Genomic DNA, 15,268 nt, shown 5'->3' with positions numbered 1-15,268 from the left:
CGTGCCGCGGCTACGTGGGATACGCGGTGGGGGACAGGCCGGCGCCGCCGGCGCGGAACGGGGCCGGGGCGTGCACGACGCAGGTCTGGACGTACTCGGCGAGGCCCTCCTGCGCGTACTCGCGGCCCCAGCCGGAGCGCTTCACGCCGCCGAAGGGGGCGCGCAGCGACATGCCGGTGCGGTTGTGGGTGTTGACGAAGGCGAAGCCCGCCTCCAGGCGGCGGGCGAACGCGAACGCCCGCTCCTCGTCGGCGCTCCACACCGACGCGCCGAGGCCGAGGTCGTCGTCGTTGGCCATGGCCAGCGCCTGGTCCTCGGAGTCGTAGCAGGCGACCGGCACGACCGGGGCGAACTGCTCCTCGCGCAGCAGCGCGGCGTCGTGCGGGGGGTCGACGACGAGCACCGGCGGCAGGAAGTAGCCCGCGGTCTCGTCGTAGCCGGCCGCCCGGCGGCCCAGCTCGATGCGCTCGGCGTCGCCCTGGCCGGCGGCGAGGGTCAGGTCGCGGGCCCGCCGCCGGGCGGCGTCGCTGACCATCGGGCCCATCGTGACCCCGGCGGCGAGGGGGTCGCCGACGACCAGGACGCGGGCGGCGGCGGCCACGTACGCCTCGACGAACTCGCCGGCGCGGGCGCGGGGCACGTACAGCCGCTTCGCCGCCATGCACACCTGGCCGGCGCTGGCGAAGCTCGCCATGACCAGGCGGTCCATGCTCGCGCCGTCCAGCGGCGCGTCGGGCAGGAACACGGCCGGGTCGTTGCCGCCGAGCTCCATCACCGTGGGGATGAGCCGGTCGGCGGCGGCCGCGGCGATCGCCCGGCCGGCGTCCTCACCGCCGGTGAACGCGACCTTCCGCACCAGGCGGTGCGTGACGAGCGCCGTGACCAGGTCGGCGTGGCCGTGCAGGACCTGCACGGCGGCGCGGGGCAGGTGCGCCTGGAACAGCCGCACGACCCGGTCCACGGTGAGCGGCCCGAGCGGCGACGGCTTGACGACGACCGTGTTGCCGGCGGCGAGCGCCGACGCCAGCTTCAGCATGGCGAGGACGACCGGCGCGTTCCACGGCGTGACCGCGACGACGACCCCGTACGGCTTGCGGATGCGCAGCAGCCGCCCCTGCGCGTCGTCGAGCTCCCGGTCGGCGTACGCGGCGGGCGCCTGCTCGATCACCCACCGCAGGTGCTGCACGGCGAAGCCGATCTCGCCCCGGCAGTCGGGCAGGGGCTTGCCGATCTCCCGCGCGAGCAGCACGGCGAGGCCCTCCAGGTCGCCGGCGATCGCGTCGGCGGCGGCGCGCAGCGCGGCGAGCCGCAGGGCGATGGGGATGCCGGACCATTCGCGGAACGCGGCGTGCGCGGCGCGGACGGCGCCGTCGACCCGGTTGGGGATGTCGCGGTCGACCGCCGCGACCCGCCCGACGACCTCGCTGACGCGCGCCGGGTTCTCCCGCACGATGCTCATGCGGACACCTCGCGCAGCGAGGCGATCATCGAGGAACGCAGCAGGTAGGCGCGGGCCGCGACCGGGTCGGCGGCGAGGGCCCGCAGCTCGCCGGCGTAGGCGGAGGCGCCGCCGGAGCGCAGCTTCTCCCAGTTGCCGTGGGTGGTCTTCTGCACGTAGTCGCGGGCGACGCGGCGCCGGGCCGCGGCGGTGGCCGTGACGGCGTCGTCGTCGCCGGCCGCGACGGCCCGGGCGAGCAGGACCGCGTCGTGGATGCCGGAGTTCATGCCCATACCGCCGAGCGGGTTGTTGATGTGCGCGGCGTCCCCGGCGAGCAGGACCCGGCCGACCCGGAAGGACTCGGCGACCCGCTGGTGCACCCGGTACAGGGTGGTGTGCGCGACCCGCCACGGCCGCCCGGGGTCGGCGACGCCGAGCAGCCGCTGCGGCAGCCGGGCCAGCTCCACCTCGTCGGGGGTGTCCGGCGGGGTCGGCAGCAGCACCCGCCAGTGGTCGGGGGTGCGCAGCACGACGAGCCACTCGACCGGGTCGAAGAGGTAGTTGACCTCGGCGATGCCGGGCAGCAGCGCGGCCAGGTCCTCGTCGGTGGAGCCGACCAGGAAGCGGTCCGGGTACGTCATGCCCTCGAACGCGTCGCCGAACAGCGACCGGCGCACGGCGGAGTTGGCGCCGTCGGCCCCGATCAACCAGTCGCCGCGGAACGTGTCGCGGGCCAGCACGGTGACCCCGCCGGCGTCCTGCTCGACCGCGCCGACGCGCTGCCCGAAGCGGACGGTGCCCGGCGGCAGCAGCGGCAGCAGGATGCGGGTGAGCTTGCTCTGCTCGCACTGCACCCGGAAGGGGTACGGGGTGTCGCCGGCCAGCAGCGACAGGTCGAGCTCGGCGATGACGCCGCCGCCGCGTTCCCGGTACTGGAAGCGGGGCGAGACGAGGCCCTGGGCGAGCAGCGCGTCCAGCACGCCGAGCTCGGCGAGCATCTCCAGCGACGGCGGGTGGAACGTCGAGGCCCGCGACTGCGTGGCGAGCTCGTCGCCGGCCTCCAGCACGGTGACGTCGGCGCCGAGGCGGTGCAGGGTGAGCGCGGCGGTGAGCCCGACCGGCCCCGCGCCGGCGACGATCACCTTCATGCGGGCACCTCCGAGTAACGGGCGTCCAGGGCGAGCGCCTCGGGCTGGCCGACGAGATCGGTGAACGCGTCCCACGGCAGCCTGCTCACCGTGGCGGCGCTGCCGTCGACGGCGATCGCCGCGTACGCGGCCCGCGCGGCGCAGAGCGCGGCGAGCAGCGGCGCGACCGGATGCAGCACGAACCGCACCCCGAGCCCGGCCAGGCGGGCGTCATCGAGGAAGGCGTCGGATCCCGATGCCTCGGACCGGTTCACGACGAGGGGGACGCCCGGCAGGGCCGCGTGCACGGCCGCCAGGTCGTCGGCGCCGGTGACCCCCTCGACGAAGACCGCGTCGGCGCCCGCGTCCACGTAGGCCCGGGAACGGGCGATCGCGTCGTCGAGACCGGTGACGGTGAACGCGTCGGTCCGCGCGACGAGGACCAGACCGGTGCCGGCCTCGGCGATCGCCCGTACCTTCGCCGCCGCCGGACCGGCGTCGAGCAGTTCCTTGCCGGCCAGGTGCCCGCAGCGTTTCGGGCTGACCTGGTCCTCCAGGTGCAGCCCGGCCACCCCCGCGGCCGCGTACCGGCGGGCCGTCCACACCGCGTGCAGCGGGTTGCCGTAGCCGGTGTCCGCGTCGGCCAGCAGCGGCACCCCGCCCAGCGCGGGCATCAGGGCCGCGGCCCGGTCCGCGATGTGGGTGCCGTGGACGTAGCCGAGGTCCGGCAACCCCAGGGCGAGCGCCGACACGGCCGCCCCCGACAGGTGCACGGCCGGGAACCCGGCCCGCACTGCGAGGGCGGCGGTGAGCGGGTCGTACACGCCCGGCAGGTGGGTGACGCCGGGCCCGGCCAGCAGCCGTCTCACAGGGCGAAGCCGTTCTCGACGCCGGTGACCCGGGAGTTGGTGAAGAAGCGCAGGGTCTCGGCGGTGCCCTCCTCGACGAGGCCGGAGACGCCCCACGCGGGGCGGGGCGTGAACAGGTGCAGGCTCATCACCGAGGAGCCGTTGACCTTCACCTCGCCGGCGCGGATGCGCCGGGCGACGGCGAGCGCGGCCGCCTCGTCGGTGCCGAACACGTACCCTTCCAGGCCGTACGCGGTGTCGTTGGCCAGGGCCACGGCCTCCTCGACGGTGCCGTAGCCGTGCACGGTGGCCACGGGCCCGAAGATCTCGTGCCGGGCCGGCTCCTCGGCGGCGCCGGTGACCAGGGCCGGCGCGAAGAAGTTGCCGTCGGCGGGCACGTCGGTGTAGGTGTGCGCCTTGCCACCGAGGTCGAGCAGGCGCGCCGCGACGAGCGCGCGGTGCCCGCTGTGGATGAGCGGGCCGAGCTCGGTGGCCGGGTCGGCGGGGTCGCCGACGCGCAGCTTGGCGAGGCGCTCGCCGATCGCGGCGAGCAGCCCCGGGAGCAGGTCGTGCGGGGCGATGAGCCGGCCGAGCGCCCGGCACCACTGGCCGTTGAGGGTGGTGAGCAGGTCGACGGCGGCGCGGGCGGCGGCGTCGACGTCGGCGTCGGGCAGCACCACGAGGGGGTTGTTGCCGCCCAGCTCGAGCTGGACGGGTTTCAGCCCGGACGCGCACTGCCCGGCGACGGCCCGCCCGCCGGGGACGCCGCCGGTGAACGACACGGCCCGCAACCGCGGGTCGCCGACGAGCGCGGCGCCGACCTCCGGCCCGCCGTGCAGCAGCTGTAGCACGCCCGGCGGCAGCAGCCCGGCGATCGTCTCGGCCAGCAGCTGGGTGCCGGCGGGCGCGTACTCGCTGGGCTTGACGATGGTGGGGCAACCTGCGGCGAGGGCGTTGGCGGCCTTGTGCGCGGCCATCGGCGCCGGGGCGTTCCACGGCACCAGGCACAGCGCCGGCCCCCACGGCAGCAGCTCGACGGTCACCGGGCGGCCGTCGTCGCGGGTGAGGGTGCGGGTGAGCCACCCCTCGCGCAGCTGCGCGGCGGCGAGGCGGAACGATCCGGTGACGATGAACCCGAGGGGGGTCGCCTGCCGGATCGGTACGCCGGTGCTCGCGCTCTCCACGGCGACGATCCGGCCGACGGCCGCCTCGAGGGCGTCGGCGCAGGCGTCGAGGAGGTCGGCGCGCTCGGCGGGCGGCACGGAGGCCCAGGACGCGGCGGCGCGGTCGGCGGCGGCGAGCGCGGCCTCGACCTCGGCGCGGGTGCTGCCGAGCTGCGGGCCGAGGACCGAGCCGGTCGCCGGGTCCTCCAGGGTGCCGCTGAGCGCCCGGGTGGCCGGTGCCCAGGCACCGTTGACGAGGGACCTGGCCGGCGGCATGTCAGCGCTCCTTCGCGACGTTGGCGAACAGCGCGTTCTCGGCGCCGGTGGTGATGAGGTTGGCGGCCTCGAGCCGGCCGCGTTCGGCGGGGAACGTCATGACCAACGACATCGCGAGGTCCCGGACGGCACGGGCGATGACGCCGGTGTTGGCGGTGCCGGACGTGCCGGTGCACTTGAGCGCGCCGACGGCGACGTCGAAGCAGGCCTCGGTGATGGAGCCCTTCGCCAGCCGCCACTGGCGGAACACCTCGTCCTTGCCGCGCAGCGGCGGCTCGGAGGTCTCCAGCTCCAGCTGGCGGCGGATCCACAGGTACGCGGTCTCCAGGCGTTCGGTCATGTCGCCGAAGAGCACCTGGTGCATGGGGCTGCTGGCGATGGGCCGGCCGGTGTCGGCGAACGTCTTGCCGGTGGTCGCGGCGAGCGCGGCGTCGTACGCCGACTGCGCGGCGCCCAGGTAGACCGCGGAGATGGCGAGCTGGTTGCCGACGAACGAGCCGCGGCTGACCTGCAGCATCCGCACGAACGCGCCGGGCACGGTGAGCGCCTCGTCGCCGGCGATGAACACGTCCTTGAGGGTGATGCCCTGGTTGGCGGTGGCCCGCATGCCGAGCGCGTCCCAGGTGGGGCGCTCGCCGACGCCGGCGGCGTCGCGGGGCACGAAGAACGTGGCGAGCCCGGCGGCGGTGTCGGTGCCGTCGAGGCGGGCGGTGGTGAGGTAGTAGTCGGCGACGCCGGTGGCGCAGCCGAAGGACTTCTCGCCGTTGAGCAGCCACCCGCCGTCGACCTTGGTGGCGGTGGTGCTGATGGAGATGTTGGCGCCGGCGGTCTTCACCGACTCGCTGGCGAAGTTGGCGAGCCAGACGCCGCCGGCCATGCGGGTGAGGACCTTCTCGGCGAACGCCTGCACCGCCGGGATCTCCTCCGGCTCGAACAGCCCGGCCTTGATCGCCTCCAGCGGCAGCAGCCCGCGGGAGGCGCTGGTGTTGTGGAAGAAGTAGGCCAGGGCCGTCGAGCCGCAGGCGGTGCCCATGGCGAAGGTGGCGGCGGCGAGGTCGCGCAGGGTGCCGCCGAGCCCGCCGTACTGCTCCGGCACGACCAGGCCGAGCAGCCCCGCGTCGCGCAGGCGGGCCACGTGCTCGACCGGGAAGCGGCCCTCGGTGTCGGCGGTGGCCGCGGCGTCGCGCAGCGCGGGCAGGACGGATTCGACCCGTTCGGCCCGGCCGTGCTCGACGTCGGACAGGCCGTCCAGCAGGCGGTCGGCGGTGAGCTGTGCCATGACAGCGGGTCCCTTCAGGAGATCGGTACGCGGTACGTGCGGCCGGGCAGCGCGCCGCCCAGGTGTCGTTCGAGGTCGGCGGCGGCCGCGACGAGGGCGGCGCGGGGGCTGTCGCAGGCCACGCCGAGCCGATCGGCGAGGAACTGTACGTCCTCGCAGGCCAGGGCGCCGTCGATGCCGCCCAGGGTGGTGTCGAAGTGCCGCACCCCGCTCTTCATCGCGGTCAGCGCGTTGACCAGGCCGAGGCCGTGCCGGTCACGCAGGCGCACCCGCAGCGGCACGGGCCGCGCGCTGGTCGAGGCGCGCACGGTCGCGTCCTGCAGCAGCGCCCGGACCTGCCGGGGCGAGGCGGCCTCGGCGCCCTCGTCGAGGCCGATCTCGTCGCAGCCGAGCGCGGCGAGCATGTCGACGGCGTCCAGGACCTCACCGGCGCGGGCGGGGGCGAACGCGTCCGGCAGCCAGCAGGTCGCCGTCATGTCGTAGCGGCGCGCCTCGTCCAGGATGTGCCTGGTGCCGGCGGGGTCGCCGGCGGGCAGCTCCAGCACGCCGGCGCCGCCGAGCGCCGCGCCGGCGACCTCGTCGGCGGTGGCGACGAGCGCGGTGGCGGTGCGCCGGTCGCCGGTGGAGTCCAGGCCGCCGTGCGGGTCGCGGACCCGGACCCGGACCCCGGCGGCGCGCAGCGCGGTGGCGAGGGTGCCCACGGCGCCGGCCGGCACGGCGTGGTGGCGCAGCGCGGACAGCAGGCCGCTGTCGGCGACGTCGACCGCGTCGGGCAGCACGTCGGCGAGCTGCCCCCAGGCCCGGGAGTGGAACAGCAGCGGCGCGACGATCCGCTCGGTCGCCGCACCGAGCACCGCGCCGACGAAGATGGTGTGGTCGCCGCCGGCGTACGCGTGCACGACCCGGCAGTCGAGCCAGCCGACGGCGTCGGTCAGCACCGGCGCGCCGGTCACCCGGGTCTGCCAGGCGCCGCCGGCGAACCGGTCGGCGACGCCCTCCTGCCCGGCGAAGCGGCGCCCGACTACCGTCTGGTCCTTGGCCAGGACGCTGACGGCGAAGACGCCGCTGGCCTCGATGAGCGCGTGCGTGGTGATGCGCCGGTTGAGGCAGACGAGGATCAGTGGCGGGTCGATGCTCACACTGGAGAACGAGCTCGCGGTCATGCCGTGCCAGCCGTCGCCCGCGACGGTGGTCACGACGCTGACGCCGCTGGGCCACTGTGCGAGCACCGAGCGGAACGTGTCAGGGTCGATCGTCACCCGCTCCACCTTATGTTCCACTTAGCGAAACGCTGTCACCATCACGGTAACGACGGCGGTGAAGTGATGTCAACGATGCGCGACGCCGTTTCCCCTAGGGAAATCTGCGAGTAGACTTCTGGAGTGTCGACCACCACTACGACGGCCACCGCCGACAGCTCCGCCAGCCGTTCCATCGCGGCGGTCGAGCGGGCCATGGACGTCCTGCTGCTCTTCGGCCGGGTCGGGCGCCCCGACCTCGGCGTCACCGAGATCGCCGCCGAGCTGGGCCTCACCAAGGCGGCGGTGCACCGCATCCTCACCGCGCTGCGTAACCGCGACCTGGTGAGCGTCGACCCGACCACCCGGCGGTATGCGCTCGGCCACGCCGCGGTGGCGCTCGGGCGGGCCTACCTGGCCCGCACCGACCTGCGCGCGATCGCCGCGCCGGAGCTGCGGCGGCTGTCGGAGGAGACCGGCGAGACCGCCACCCTGTCCATCCGCCGCGGCGACATGCGCCTCTACGCCGACCAGGTGGTGCCCGAGCAGGAGCTGCGCCTGGAGGTCCAGCTCGGCACGCCCTACCCGCTGCACGCGGGCGCGTCGTCGAAGGCGTTCCTGGCCTTCCTCGGCGAGGACGAGATCGAGGTGTACCTGGCCAAGCACGCCCTCACCGCGCTGACGGAGAAGACGATCGTCGAGGACGCCGCGCTGCGCCTGGAGCTGGCCGCCATCCAGCGCCGCGGCTACGCCACGTCGCTGGGGGAGCGCCAGGTCGGTGCCGCCTCGGTCGCCGCGCCGGTCTTCGACCACGACGGGCACGTCATCGCGGTGCTGTCGGTGGCCGGGCCGCTGTCGCGCTTCAAGTCGCGCATGTCCGAGTGCGCCGACCGGCTCCTCGCCGCGACCGCCCGGGTCTCCGGTCACCTCGGGTACCGCCCGGACTGACGGTCCTGGCCGCGCGTCCCGGGCTGGTCCCGCCCGCGTGTCATGGGGCCGGCTCAGCCGCGCGTCCCGCGCTGGTCTCAGCCGTGCATCCATGGCTTGAGGATGCCGAACGCGGCGGCGGCCAGGACGGACAGCCAGATGCCCCACACGTAGGGCAGGCAGCCGTCCACCGCCCGCCGCAGCGCGCGCTCCACGTCCGGGGTCGAGCCGGTCGTCATCAGCGCGCCGTAGGGGGCGGCGAAGCCGCGCAGCGTGAGCCGGATGCCCAGGCCGCACGCGATCGCCGTGGCGTAGAGGGCGACCTTCGCGCCGAGCCACTTCGGGTTGCTCGACACGCCGAACGGCTCGTCCGCCACGATCGTGTACGCGGCCAGGGCGTACAGGACGGCGATCAACGCGATGCGGATGCCCCAGTCGGCCTGCCGCACCACGGGGTGTTTCCCCGGCGCGTGATGGTCCTTGATCGTCAGGAACAGCCACCCGAAGGCGAACAGCCACACCGGCAGCACGGTCCACCAGTGGAACAGCTCGAAGCCGCCCAGCGCCGCGCCGTGGGAGTCCAGGGCCATCAGGGTGACCCCGCTGGGCAGGAAGAGCACCAGGCAGATCTTCGGGCCCAGGTCCAGCCCGCCCATGATCTTCAGCGCGGTGTTGCGCGCCACCGGGGGCAGGTCCTCCCGCAGGACGAACCGGCTGGAGTAGAAGACGCCCAGGTCCCCACCCAGCCAGAACACGAACAGCACGACGTGCAGCAGGATCCACCAGCCCATTGCACAATGGAAACACTGATCCGCTGTGCGAAACAAGTCCTTGACTCCGGTGCGGCGCCCTGCCTAGCGTCACGGCATGACGCCGGGCGACTCCCACGGGAACTACTTCGAGGACTTCAGCGTCGGCGCCGTGTACCAGCACCCGCTGGGCCGCACCGTCAGCGAGGCCGACAACACCTGGTTCACGTTGCTGACCATGAACACGAACCAGAACCACTTCAACGCCCACTTCGCCGCCGGTGCGCCGTACGGGCGGCTCATCGTCAACTCGGGGCTCAGCGTCGCGATCGTGCTCGGGCTGTCGGTGTCCGACATGAGCCAGCACGCCATCATGAACCTCGGCTGGGAGGAGATCCGCCTCACCGCGCCGGTGTTCGTCGGTGACACCCTCTACGCCGAGTCGATCGTGCTGGCGGTCCGCCCGTCGGCGTCACGCCCGTACGCGGGCATCGTCACCTGCCGCACCCGCGGCCTCAACCAGGACGGCGCCGAGGTCATGTCCTGGCGGCGCAGCGTCATGGTGTACCGCCGCGACGCCCCGCACGACAAGTCGCACTTCCCCGTGGCGAAGACCGGACCGCTGACCGCATGAGCGGGCCGCAGCGCAGCGGAGGGCTGCGAATCAGCAGCTCAGGGTGGAGTTCAGGCTGGCGCCGGAGCGCAGCGGAGGTGACGGCATGAACTTTCCCGTGGTGCATTTTCAGCCCTGGGGCGAGACCCTCCAGGAGCAGCTCGCCGCGGCGGCCCGGGCAGAGGCGGCCGGCGCGGCCGTGGTCTGGGCGCCCGAGCTGCACCGCAGCGCCCCCGTCACCGCCGCCGCGCTCGCCTGCCGCACCGGCACGGTCGGCATCGGCACCGGCATCGCGCTGGCGTTCGCCCGCAGCCCGTTTCTCACCGCGCTGTCCGCCCTCGACCTCGACGAGCTGTCCGGCGGCCGGCTGCGCCTCGGCCTCGGCACCGGCGTGCAGCGGCTCAACGAGGACTGGCACGGCGTCACCTGGGACCGGCCGGTGCGCCGGCTGCGGGAGACCGTCGCCGCGGTGCGCCTCCTCGTCGCCAAGGCCCACGCCGGGGACCCGATCGACCTCGACGGGGAGACGGTGCGGCTGCGGGTGCGCGGCTACCGGCGCCCGTACCGGCCGGTCCGCGACCGGATCCCGATCCACCTCGCCGGGGTCGGACCCGCGATGACCGCCCTCGCCGGGGAGATCGGCGACGGCTGGATCTCCCACGAGCTGTGCTCCCCGGCGTATCTGGCCGGGCACATCCTGCCCCGCCTGCAGCCGCCGCCCGGCTTCGAGGTCGTCGTGTCGGCCTGCTGCGCGATCGACGACGACCCGGCGCGGGCCCGCGCCGCCGCCGCCGGGGTCGTCGGCTTCTACGCCTCCGTGCGCACCTACGCCGACCTGTTCGCCTTCCACGACCTCGCCGGCGAGCAGCAGCGGGTGGTCGAGGCGTTCCGCGGCGGGCTGCCCGCCGACGGGCTCGCCGGCGCCGTCGCCCCGGCCATGGTCGACCGGCTCTGCCTCGCCGGCACCGCCGACCAGGTCGCCGGGCGGATCGCGGGGTACGCGGGCCTCGCCGGCGCGGTCAAGCTCAGCCCGCCCACGTACGGGCTGCCACCCGAACGGATCCGTGAGCTGCAGGACGCGATCCTGCGCCTGATCGAGGAGCTGCACCGGTGAGACCCCTCGCTGACATCCGCATCGTCTCCCTGGAGCAGTACGGCGCCGGACCCTTCGGCTCCGTCCACCTCGCCGACCTCGGCGCCGAGGTGATCAAGATCGAGGACCCGCGGACCGGCGGCGACGTCGGCCGGTACGTGCCGCCGTTCGCCGACGGCGAGGACTCGCTGTTCTTCGAGACGTTCAACCGCAACAAGCGCTCCATCTCCCTCGACGTCACCGGGCCCGCCGGCCGGCTCGTCCTGGAGGACCTGGTGCGGACCAGCCACGCCGTCTACTCCAACCTGCGCGGCGACGTGCCCGCCAAGCTCGGCATCCGCTACGAGGACCTCGCCGGGGTCAACCCCGCCATCGTCTGCTGCTCCCTGACCGGCTTCGGCATGACCGGCCCGCGCGCCGCCCAGCCCGGCTACGACTACGTCCTGCAGGGCCTCGCCGGCTGGATGGACCTCACCGGCGAGCCCGACGGGCCGCCGACGAAGAGCGGGCTGTCCCTCGTGGACTACAGCGGCGGCCTCGTCGCCGCGATCGCGCTGCTGGCCGGGGTCCACGCGGCCCGCCGCGACGGCGTCGGCATGGACTGCGACCTGAGCCTGTACGACACCGCCGTCGGCATGCTCACCTACCCGGCCGTGTGGCACCTCAACGGCGGCTTCGAACCGGCCCGCACCCACCACTCGGCGCACCCGTCGCTGGTGCCGTTCCAGGTGTTCCGGGCCGCCGACGGGTGGCTCGTCGTCGGCTGCGCGAAGGAGAAGTTCTGGCAGCGCCTCGCCGCGCTGCTGGACCGGCTCGCCGGCACGTCGCTCGCGGCGGACCCGCGGTTCGCGACCTTCGGCGACCGGCACCGGCACTCGGCGGCGCTGCTCGGCCTGCTCGAGGCCGCGTTCGCGACGCGGACGGTCGCGGCGTGGCTCGCCGAGCTGGAGCCGGCCGGCATCCCGTGCGGGCCCGTCAACGACGTCGCCGCCGCCCTCGCCGACCCGCACACCGCCGCCCGCGGCATGCTCGTGGAGACCGAGCACCCGCGCTTCGGCACGATCCGCCAGCCGGCCTCGCCGGTGCGGGTCGGCGGCGAGCCGGTCGAGCACCGCCGGGCCCCGCGCCGCAACGAGGACGCCGCGTACGTCCTGCACGACGTCCTCGGCTACGACGACACCCGCGTCGCCGCCCTGACCGCCGCCGGCGCCTTCGGACCACCCGCATGACGACCGACCGCCCGGCAACCGCCGGCCCGGCGACCGGCCGCACGACGATCGCCGAAGGGCTCGCCGGGTGGGGGCTGTCGGTCACCCTCGACTCGCTGCCGCCCGATGCCGTCGCGGCGGCGCTGCGGCACCTGCTCGACGGGTGCGGCACCGCCGTCGCCGCCCTGCGCGCCGGGGCCGCCGAGCCGGCGCTCGCCGTCGCCCGCGGGCTCGGCGGGCCGCCGGAGGCCCGCATCCCCGGCACCGCCACCCGCCTCGGCGCGCCGGCGGCCGCGCTCGCCGGCGGGGTCCTCGTGCACGCCCTCGACTTCGACGACACCCACGCCGGCGGCCTGGTGCACGCGACCGCGCCCGTCCTGCCGGTCGTCCTGGCCGTCGGCGAGCAGCTGCGGGTCACCGGCGCCGAGGCCGTCGCCGCCGCGGCCGTGGGCCTGGAGACCGTCTGCCGGCTCGGCGCCGCCGCACCGCACGCGTTCCACGCCCGCGGCCTGCACGCCACGGCCGCCTGCGGGGTCATCGCCGCCGCGCTCACCGCCGCCCGGCTGCACCGCCTCACCCACGCGCAGACGGTCGACGCGCTCGGCATCGCCGCCAGCCAGGCCGGCGGGCTGCTGGAGTTCCTGCACACCGGGGCGTCGACGAAGCAGCTGCACACCGGCTTCGCCGCGCACCACGGCATCCTCGCCGCCCGGCTCGCCGCCGCCGGCGCGAGCGGCCCGGCGAGCGCGATCGAGGGCCCGTCGGGGTTCTACGCCGCGCTCACCGGGCGGGCGGTCGAGCCCGGCGCGGTCCTGGACGGTCTCGGCGAGCGCTTCGAGCTGACCCGGATCACCGTGAAGCCGTACCCGGCGTGCCAGTTGCTGCACGCCCCGCTCGACGCCGCCGCGACCCTGCGCCTCACCGCCGCCGAGATCGCGGCCGAGATCGGGGCCGAGATCGGGGCCGAGATCGCCGCCGTCGTCGTGGACGTGCACCCCGACGCGGTCGCCATCGTGTGCGGGCCCGACCAGGCCGCGCCGCGCACCGGGTACCAGGCGAAGTTCGCGCTCGCCTGGTGCGTCGCGGCGATGCTGCTCGACGGCGCGGTCACCGTCGACACGTTCACCGCCGTCGACCGGCCCGACGTGCTGGCCCTCGCTGCCCTGGTACGGCACCGCGTCGCCGCCGCCGAGGGGCCCGCCGCCGACCAGCCCGGGCGGCTCACGGTGACGCTGCGCGACGGCCGGACGGTGACCGCGCAGGTGCCGCGGAGCGGCGGCGGGCCCGGTGCGCCCGGCCTCGACGCGACCGTGCGGGCCAAGGCCCTCGCCAACCTCGGCCCGGGCGGCCCGGCGGTGCTCGCCGCCGTGGACGCGCTGCCGGCCGCCACGGACCTCGACGACCTTCTCGACGCGCTGGGAGCGACCGGATGACCACCTACCTGCCGGCGACCGCCGGCACCGACCCGGGCACCGTCTACGCCGAGGTTGCCCGCCGGCTCGCCGGCGCCGGGTCCGGGCCCGGCGACGTCGTGCACGTCACCGAGTACCGCACCGGCGTCCCGGGCGCCGCCGACCGGGAGCGGTTCCTCGACGGGCACCGGGCGCCACTGTCGGTCGTCCCGGTCGCCGGGTTCCCCGACCCCGCGCACACCTTCGCCGTCGACCTGGTGCTGCATCCCGGCGGCGGGACCGTCGTGGACGCCGGCGACGGCGGTGTGCTGCGCGCCGCCGGGGACCTCGTGCACCTGCCGAGCGTGCACACCGCCGAGGGCGCCTTCCGCGACCAGTACACCTGGTGCCTGCGACGCATCGGCGAGCTGCTGGACGCCGCCGGGCTCGGCCTGGACGCGCTGGTGCGCACGACCGATTTCACCGCCACCGCGACCCGCGCCGACTACCCGCGCTGCGGGCGGCCCCGCCGGGAGCTGCTCGGCCCGGTCTTCCCCGGCGCCGCCGGCATCCTCGTCGACACGCCGGTCGCGCCCGGCGCCGCGGTGTCCCTCGACGCCCTGGCCGCCCGCGGCCCGCTGCGCGCGGTGAACCCCGGCTGGGCCCGCTACGACACGCTCACCTACCAGCCGGGCGTCGTGGCCGGGGACACCGTCGTCATGTCCGGCTTCGGCGCCCTCGACCCGGCCACCCAGCTCGCCGTGCACGACGGGGACCTCCTGGCGCAGGCCGCGTACGTCTACGACAACATCGACCTGGTCGCCGCCGGCGCCACCGTCACCCGGCTCGTCGAGTACGTCACCCCGGCGGGCCTGGCCGATCATCCGAGGCTCGCCGCGCTGCGGGCCGAGCGGTACCCGGGCGCCGCGGTCACCTCCGTGGTCTGCTCCGCGCTGCTGCGCCCCGAGTTCCTCATCGAGGTCGTGCCGACGGCGGTGCTCGCATGATGACCGACGCGATCCGGGCGCTCGTCGGCCGGGAGGTCACCTACACCGCGCCGGAGCCCTTCGGCCGGGCCGCGATCCGCTACTTCGCGCTCGCCGTCGGCGACCACAACCCCGTCTACACCGACGACGCGGCCGCCCGTGCCGCCGGCCACGACGGGGTCGTCGCGCCGCCGACGCTCATCTGCGAGACCAACCAGTACGCCGGGCTGCCCGCGGACGCCGAGGGCTACGCCGGGCACAGCTGGGGCATCGACCTGCCCGGTACCCGCCAGGTCCGCGGCGGCAACGCCTACGAGTTCCACCGGGCGGTGCGCCCCGACGACGTGGTCACCGCCGTGTGGCGGCTGGTGGACATCGCCGAGCGGAGCACGGGTGCCGGGCAGCCCATGCTGGTGTTCACGTCCCGGGCCACGTACACCAACCAGGACGGCGACCTGCTCGCCACCAACGAGGAGACCATCATCTACCTGGGGGTGGCGCCGTGAGGCCCGGCCTGCAGCTGCCGCCGCTCGAACGGCGCATCACACTGCCCGACATGATCGCCTACGCGGGCGCCACCTGGGACTGGCACCGGCTGCACTACGACCCCGAGTATCTGGCCGAGCGGGGGCTGGACCGGCCCGTGGTGGACGGCCAGGTGTTCGGCGCGCTGCTCGCCGAGCAGGTCCAGGACTGGATCGGGGCCGCCGGGGTGCTGCGCACGCTCCGGTTCCGTTTCAAGCAGCTGGTGTACGCGGGGGAGACCGTCCGCTGCGTCGGCACCGTCACCGCGGTCGATGGACGCCTGGTCACGGTCGAGCATCAGGTGCTCGCCGGCGACCGGGTGGCGGTCGCGCCTGCGGCGTCCACTGTGGAGCTGCGGTGAGCGGGCCGGAGCGGAGCGGAGGTGACGGCGTGAGCGGGCCGGAGCG

General features: G+C 75.3%; 15 protein-coding genes. 8 read left to right on the top strand and 7 right to left on the bottom strand.

Going from position 1 to position 15,268, the window contains the following annotated elements; translation table 11 throughout:
- Positions 1 to 10: 10 nt before the first annotated feature.
- The 6 genes from AB0H83_RS39370 to AB0H83_RS39345 are packed head-to-tail and all read right to left on the bottom strand — an operon-like array spanning position 11 to position 7,390.
- On the bottom strand, positions 11 to 1,459 hold the full coding sequence (locus tag AB0H83_RS39370; protein WP_360104588.1) for an aldehyde dehydrogenase family protein: 1,449 nt from the start codon (positions 1,457 to 1,459) through the stop codon (positions 11 to 13).
- A complete protein-coding gene (locus AB0H83_RS39365) occupies positions 1,456 to 2,586 on the bottom strand; it encodes an NAD(P)/FAD-dependent oxidoreductase (protein WP_360104585.1) in 1,131 nt (376 codons plus the stop codon). Before AB0H83_RS39365 ends, AB0H83_RS39370 begins: the two co-directional genes overlap by 4 nt.
- Complete coding sequence (locus tag AB0H83_RS39360) at positions 2,583 to 3,434, bottom strand: isocitrate lyase/PEP mutase family protein (RefSeq protein WP_360104582.1); 852 nt, start codon at positions 3,432 to 3,434, stop codon at positions 2,583 to 2,585. The genes AB0H83_RS39365 and AB0H83_RS39360 overlap by 4 nt, the downstream gene beginning before the upstream one ends.
- Positions 3,431 to 4,852 carry an aldehyde dehydrogenase gene (locus tag AB0H83_RS39355; RefSeq protein ID WP_360104579.1) on the bottom strand — a complete coding sequence of 474 codons (1,422 nt, stop codon included), beginning with the start codon at positions 4,850 to 4,852 and terminating at the stop codon, positions 3,431 to 3,433. The genes AB0H83_RS39360 and AB0H83_RS39355 overlap by 4 nt, the downstream gene beginning before the upstream one ends.
- Position 4,853: 1 nt before the next feature.
- Positions 4,854 to 6,131 carry an acyl-CoA dehydrogenase family protein gene (locus AB0H83_RS39350; protein WP_360104576.1) on the bottom strand — a complete coding sequence of 426 codons (1,278 nt, stop codon included), beginning with the start codon at positions 6,129 to 6,131 and terminating at the stop codon, positions 4,854 to 4,856.
- Positions 6,132 to 6,145: 14 nt separating this feature from the next.
- A complete protein-coding gene (locus AB0H83_RS39345; RefSeq protein WP_360104572.1) occupies positions 6,146 to 7,390 on the bottom strand; it encodes a flavin reductase in 1,245 nt (414 codons plus the stop codon).
- 123 nt (positions 7,391 to 7,513) lie between these two features.
- On the opposite strand from AB0H83_RS39345, the gene AB0H83_RS39340 reads away from it, so the two are divergent.
- Entirely contained in the window at positions 7,514 to 8,317 is an 804-nt protein-coding gene (locus AB0H83_RS39340; protein WP_360104569.1) for an IclR family transcriptional regulator, read from the top strand.
- Positions 8,318 to 8,394: 77 nt separating this feature from the next.
- On the opposite strand, the gene AB0H83_RS39335 is transcribed toward AB0H83_RS39340, so the two are convergent.
- Complete coding sequence (locus AB0H83_RS39335; protein WP_360104566.1) at positions 8,395 to 9,087, bottom strand: hypothetical protein; 693 nt, start codon at positions 9,085 to 9,087, stop codon at positions 8,395 to 8,397.
- 76 nt (positions 9,088 to 9,163) lie between these two features.
- Between AB0H83_RS39335 and AB0H83_RS39330 the strand changes: the two genes are divergently transcribed.
- The 7 genes from AB0H83_RS39330 to AB0H83_RS39300 all read left to right on the top strand — a co-directional run bounded on the left by AB0H83_RS39330 (position 9,164) and on the right by AB0H83_RS39300 (position 15,222).
- The gene (locus AB0H83_RS39330) at positions 9,164 to 9,679 is read left to right on the top strand and encodes a MaoC family dehydratase (protein WP_360104563.1); all 516 of its coding nucleotides are present in this window, start codon (positions 9,164 to 9,166) and stop codon (positions 9,677 to 9,679) included.
- A gap of 85 nt (positions 9,680 to 9,764) precedes the next feature.
- On the top strand, positions 9,765 to 10,772 hold the full coding sequence (locus tag AB0H83_RS39325) for an LLM class flavin-dependent oxidoreductase (RefSeq protein ID WP_360104560.1): 1,008 nt from the start codon (positions 9,765 to 9,767) through the stop codon (positions 10,770 to 10,772).
- Positions 10,769 to 11,980 (top strand): CoA transferase, encoded by a 1,212-nt coding sequence (locus AB0H83_RS39320; RefSeq protein ID WP_360104557.1) that lies wholly within the window; start codon positions 10,769 to 10,771, stop codon positions 11,978 to 11,980. Before AB0H83_RS39325 ends, AB0H83_RS39320 begins: the two co-directional genes overlap by 4 nt.
- The gene (locus AB0H83_RS39315) at positions 11,977 to 13,392 is read left to right on the top strand and encodes an MmgE/PrpD family protein (protein ID WP_360104554.1); all 1,416 of its coding nucleotides are present in this window, start codon (positions 11,977 to 11,979) and stop codon (positions 13,390 to 13,392) included. The genes AB0H83_RS39320 and AB0H83_RS39315 overlap by 4 nt, the downstream gene beginning before the upstream one ends.
- Positions 13,389 to 14,357 carry a RidA family protein gene (locus AB0H83_RS39310; protein ID WP_360104551.1) on the top strand — a complete coding sequence of 323 codons (969 nt, stop codon included), beginning with the start codon at positions 13,389 to 13,391 and terminating at the stop codon, positions 14,355 to 14,357. Before AB0H83_RS39315 ends, AB0H83_RS39310 begins: the two co-directional genes overlap by 4 nt.
- The gene (locus AB0H83_RS39305) at positions 14,354 to 14,842 is read left to right on the top strand and encodes a MaoC family dehydratase N-terminal domain-containing protein (protein WP_360104548.1); all 489 of its coding nucleotides are present in this window, start codon (positions 14,354 to 14,356) and stop codon (positions 14,840 to 14,842) included. Before AB0H83_RS39310 ends, AB0H83_RS39305 begins: the two co-directional genes overlap by 4 nt.
- Positions 14,839 to 15,222, top strand: coding sequence for a MaoC/PaaZ C-terminal domain-containing protein (locus AB0H83_RS39300; protein WP_360104545.1), 384 nt, complete (start codon positions 14,839 to 14,841; stop codon positions 15,220 to 15,222). Before AB0H83_RS39305 ends, AB0H83_RS39300 begins: the two co-directional genes overlap by 4 nt.
- Positions 15,223 to 15,268: the final 46 nt, after the last annotated feature.

It is taken from the genome of Dactylosporangium sp. NPDC050688, assembly GCF_040654515.1.
Classification (GTDB): domain Bacteria; phylum Actinomycetota; class Actinomycetes; order Mycobacteriales; family Micromonosporaceae; genus Dactylosporangium.
This window is presented reverse-complemented; position numbering and strand designations above follow the sequence as displayed.

What these genes read in the sequence shown, in the direction of transcription:
- AB0H83_RS39325 (WP_360104560.1), top strand. Translation starts at nt 9,765, where the DNA reads ATGAACTTTCCCGTGGTGCATTTTCAGCCCTGGGGCGAGACCCTCCAG.
- AB0H83_RS39330 (WP_360104563.1), top strand. Translation starts at nt 9,164, where the DNA reads ATGACGCCGGGCGACTCCCACGGGAACTACTTCGAGGACTTCAGCGTC.
- AB0H83_RS39365 (WP_360104585.1), bottom strand. Translation starts at nt 2,586, where the DNA reads ATGAAGGTGATCGTCGCCGGCGCGGGGCCGGTCGGGCTCACCGCCGCG.
- AB0H83_RS39350 (WP_360104576.1), bottom strand. Translation starts at nt 6,131, where the DNA reads ATGGCACAGCTCACCGCCGACCGCCTGCTGGACGGCCTGTCCGACGTC.
- AB0H83_RS39305 (WP_360104548.1), top strand. Translation starts at nt 14,354, where the DNA reads ATGATGACCGACGCGATCCGGGCGCTCGTCGGCCGGGAGGTCACCTAC.
- AB0H83_RS39370 (WP_360104588.1), bottom strand. Translation starts at nt 1,459, where the DNA reads ATGAGCATCGTGCGGGAGAACCCGGCGCGCGTCAGCGAGGTCGTCGGG.
- AB0H83_RS39355 (WP_360104579.1), bottom strand. Translation starts at nt 4,852, where the DNA reads ATGCCGCCGGCCAGGTCCCTCGTCAACGGTGCCTGGGCACCGGCCACC.
- AB0H83_RS39310 (WP_360104551.1), top strand. Translation starts at nt 13,389, where the DNA reads ATGACCACCTACCTGCCGGCGACCGCCGGCACCGACCCGGGCACCGTC.
- AB0H83_RS39315 (WP_360104554.1), top strand. Translation starts at nt 11,977, where the DNA reads ATGACGACCGACCGCCCGGCAACCGCCGGCCCGGCGACCGGCCGCACG.
- AB0H83_RS39335 (WP_360104566.1), bottom strand. Translation starts at nt 9,087, where the DNA reads ATGGGCTGGTGGATCCTGCTGCACGTCGTGCTGTTCGTGTTCTGGCTG.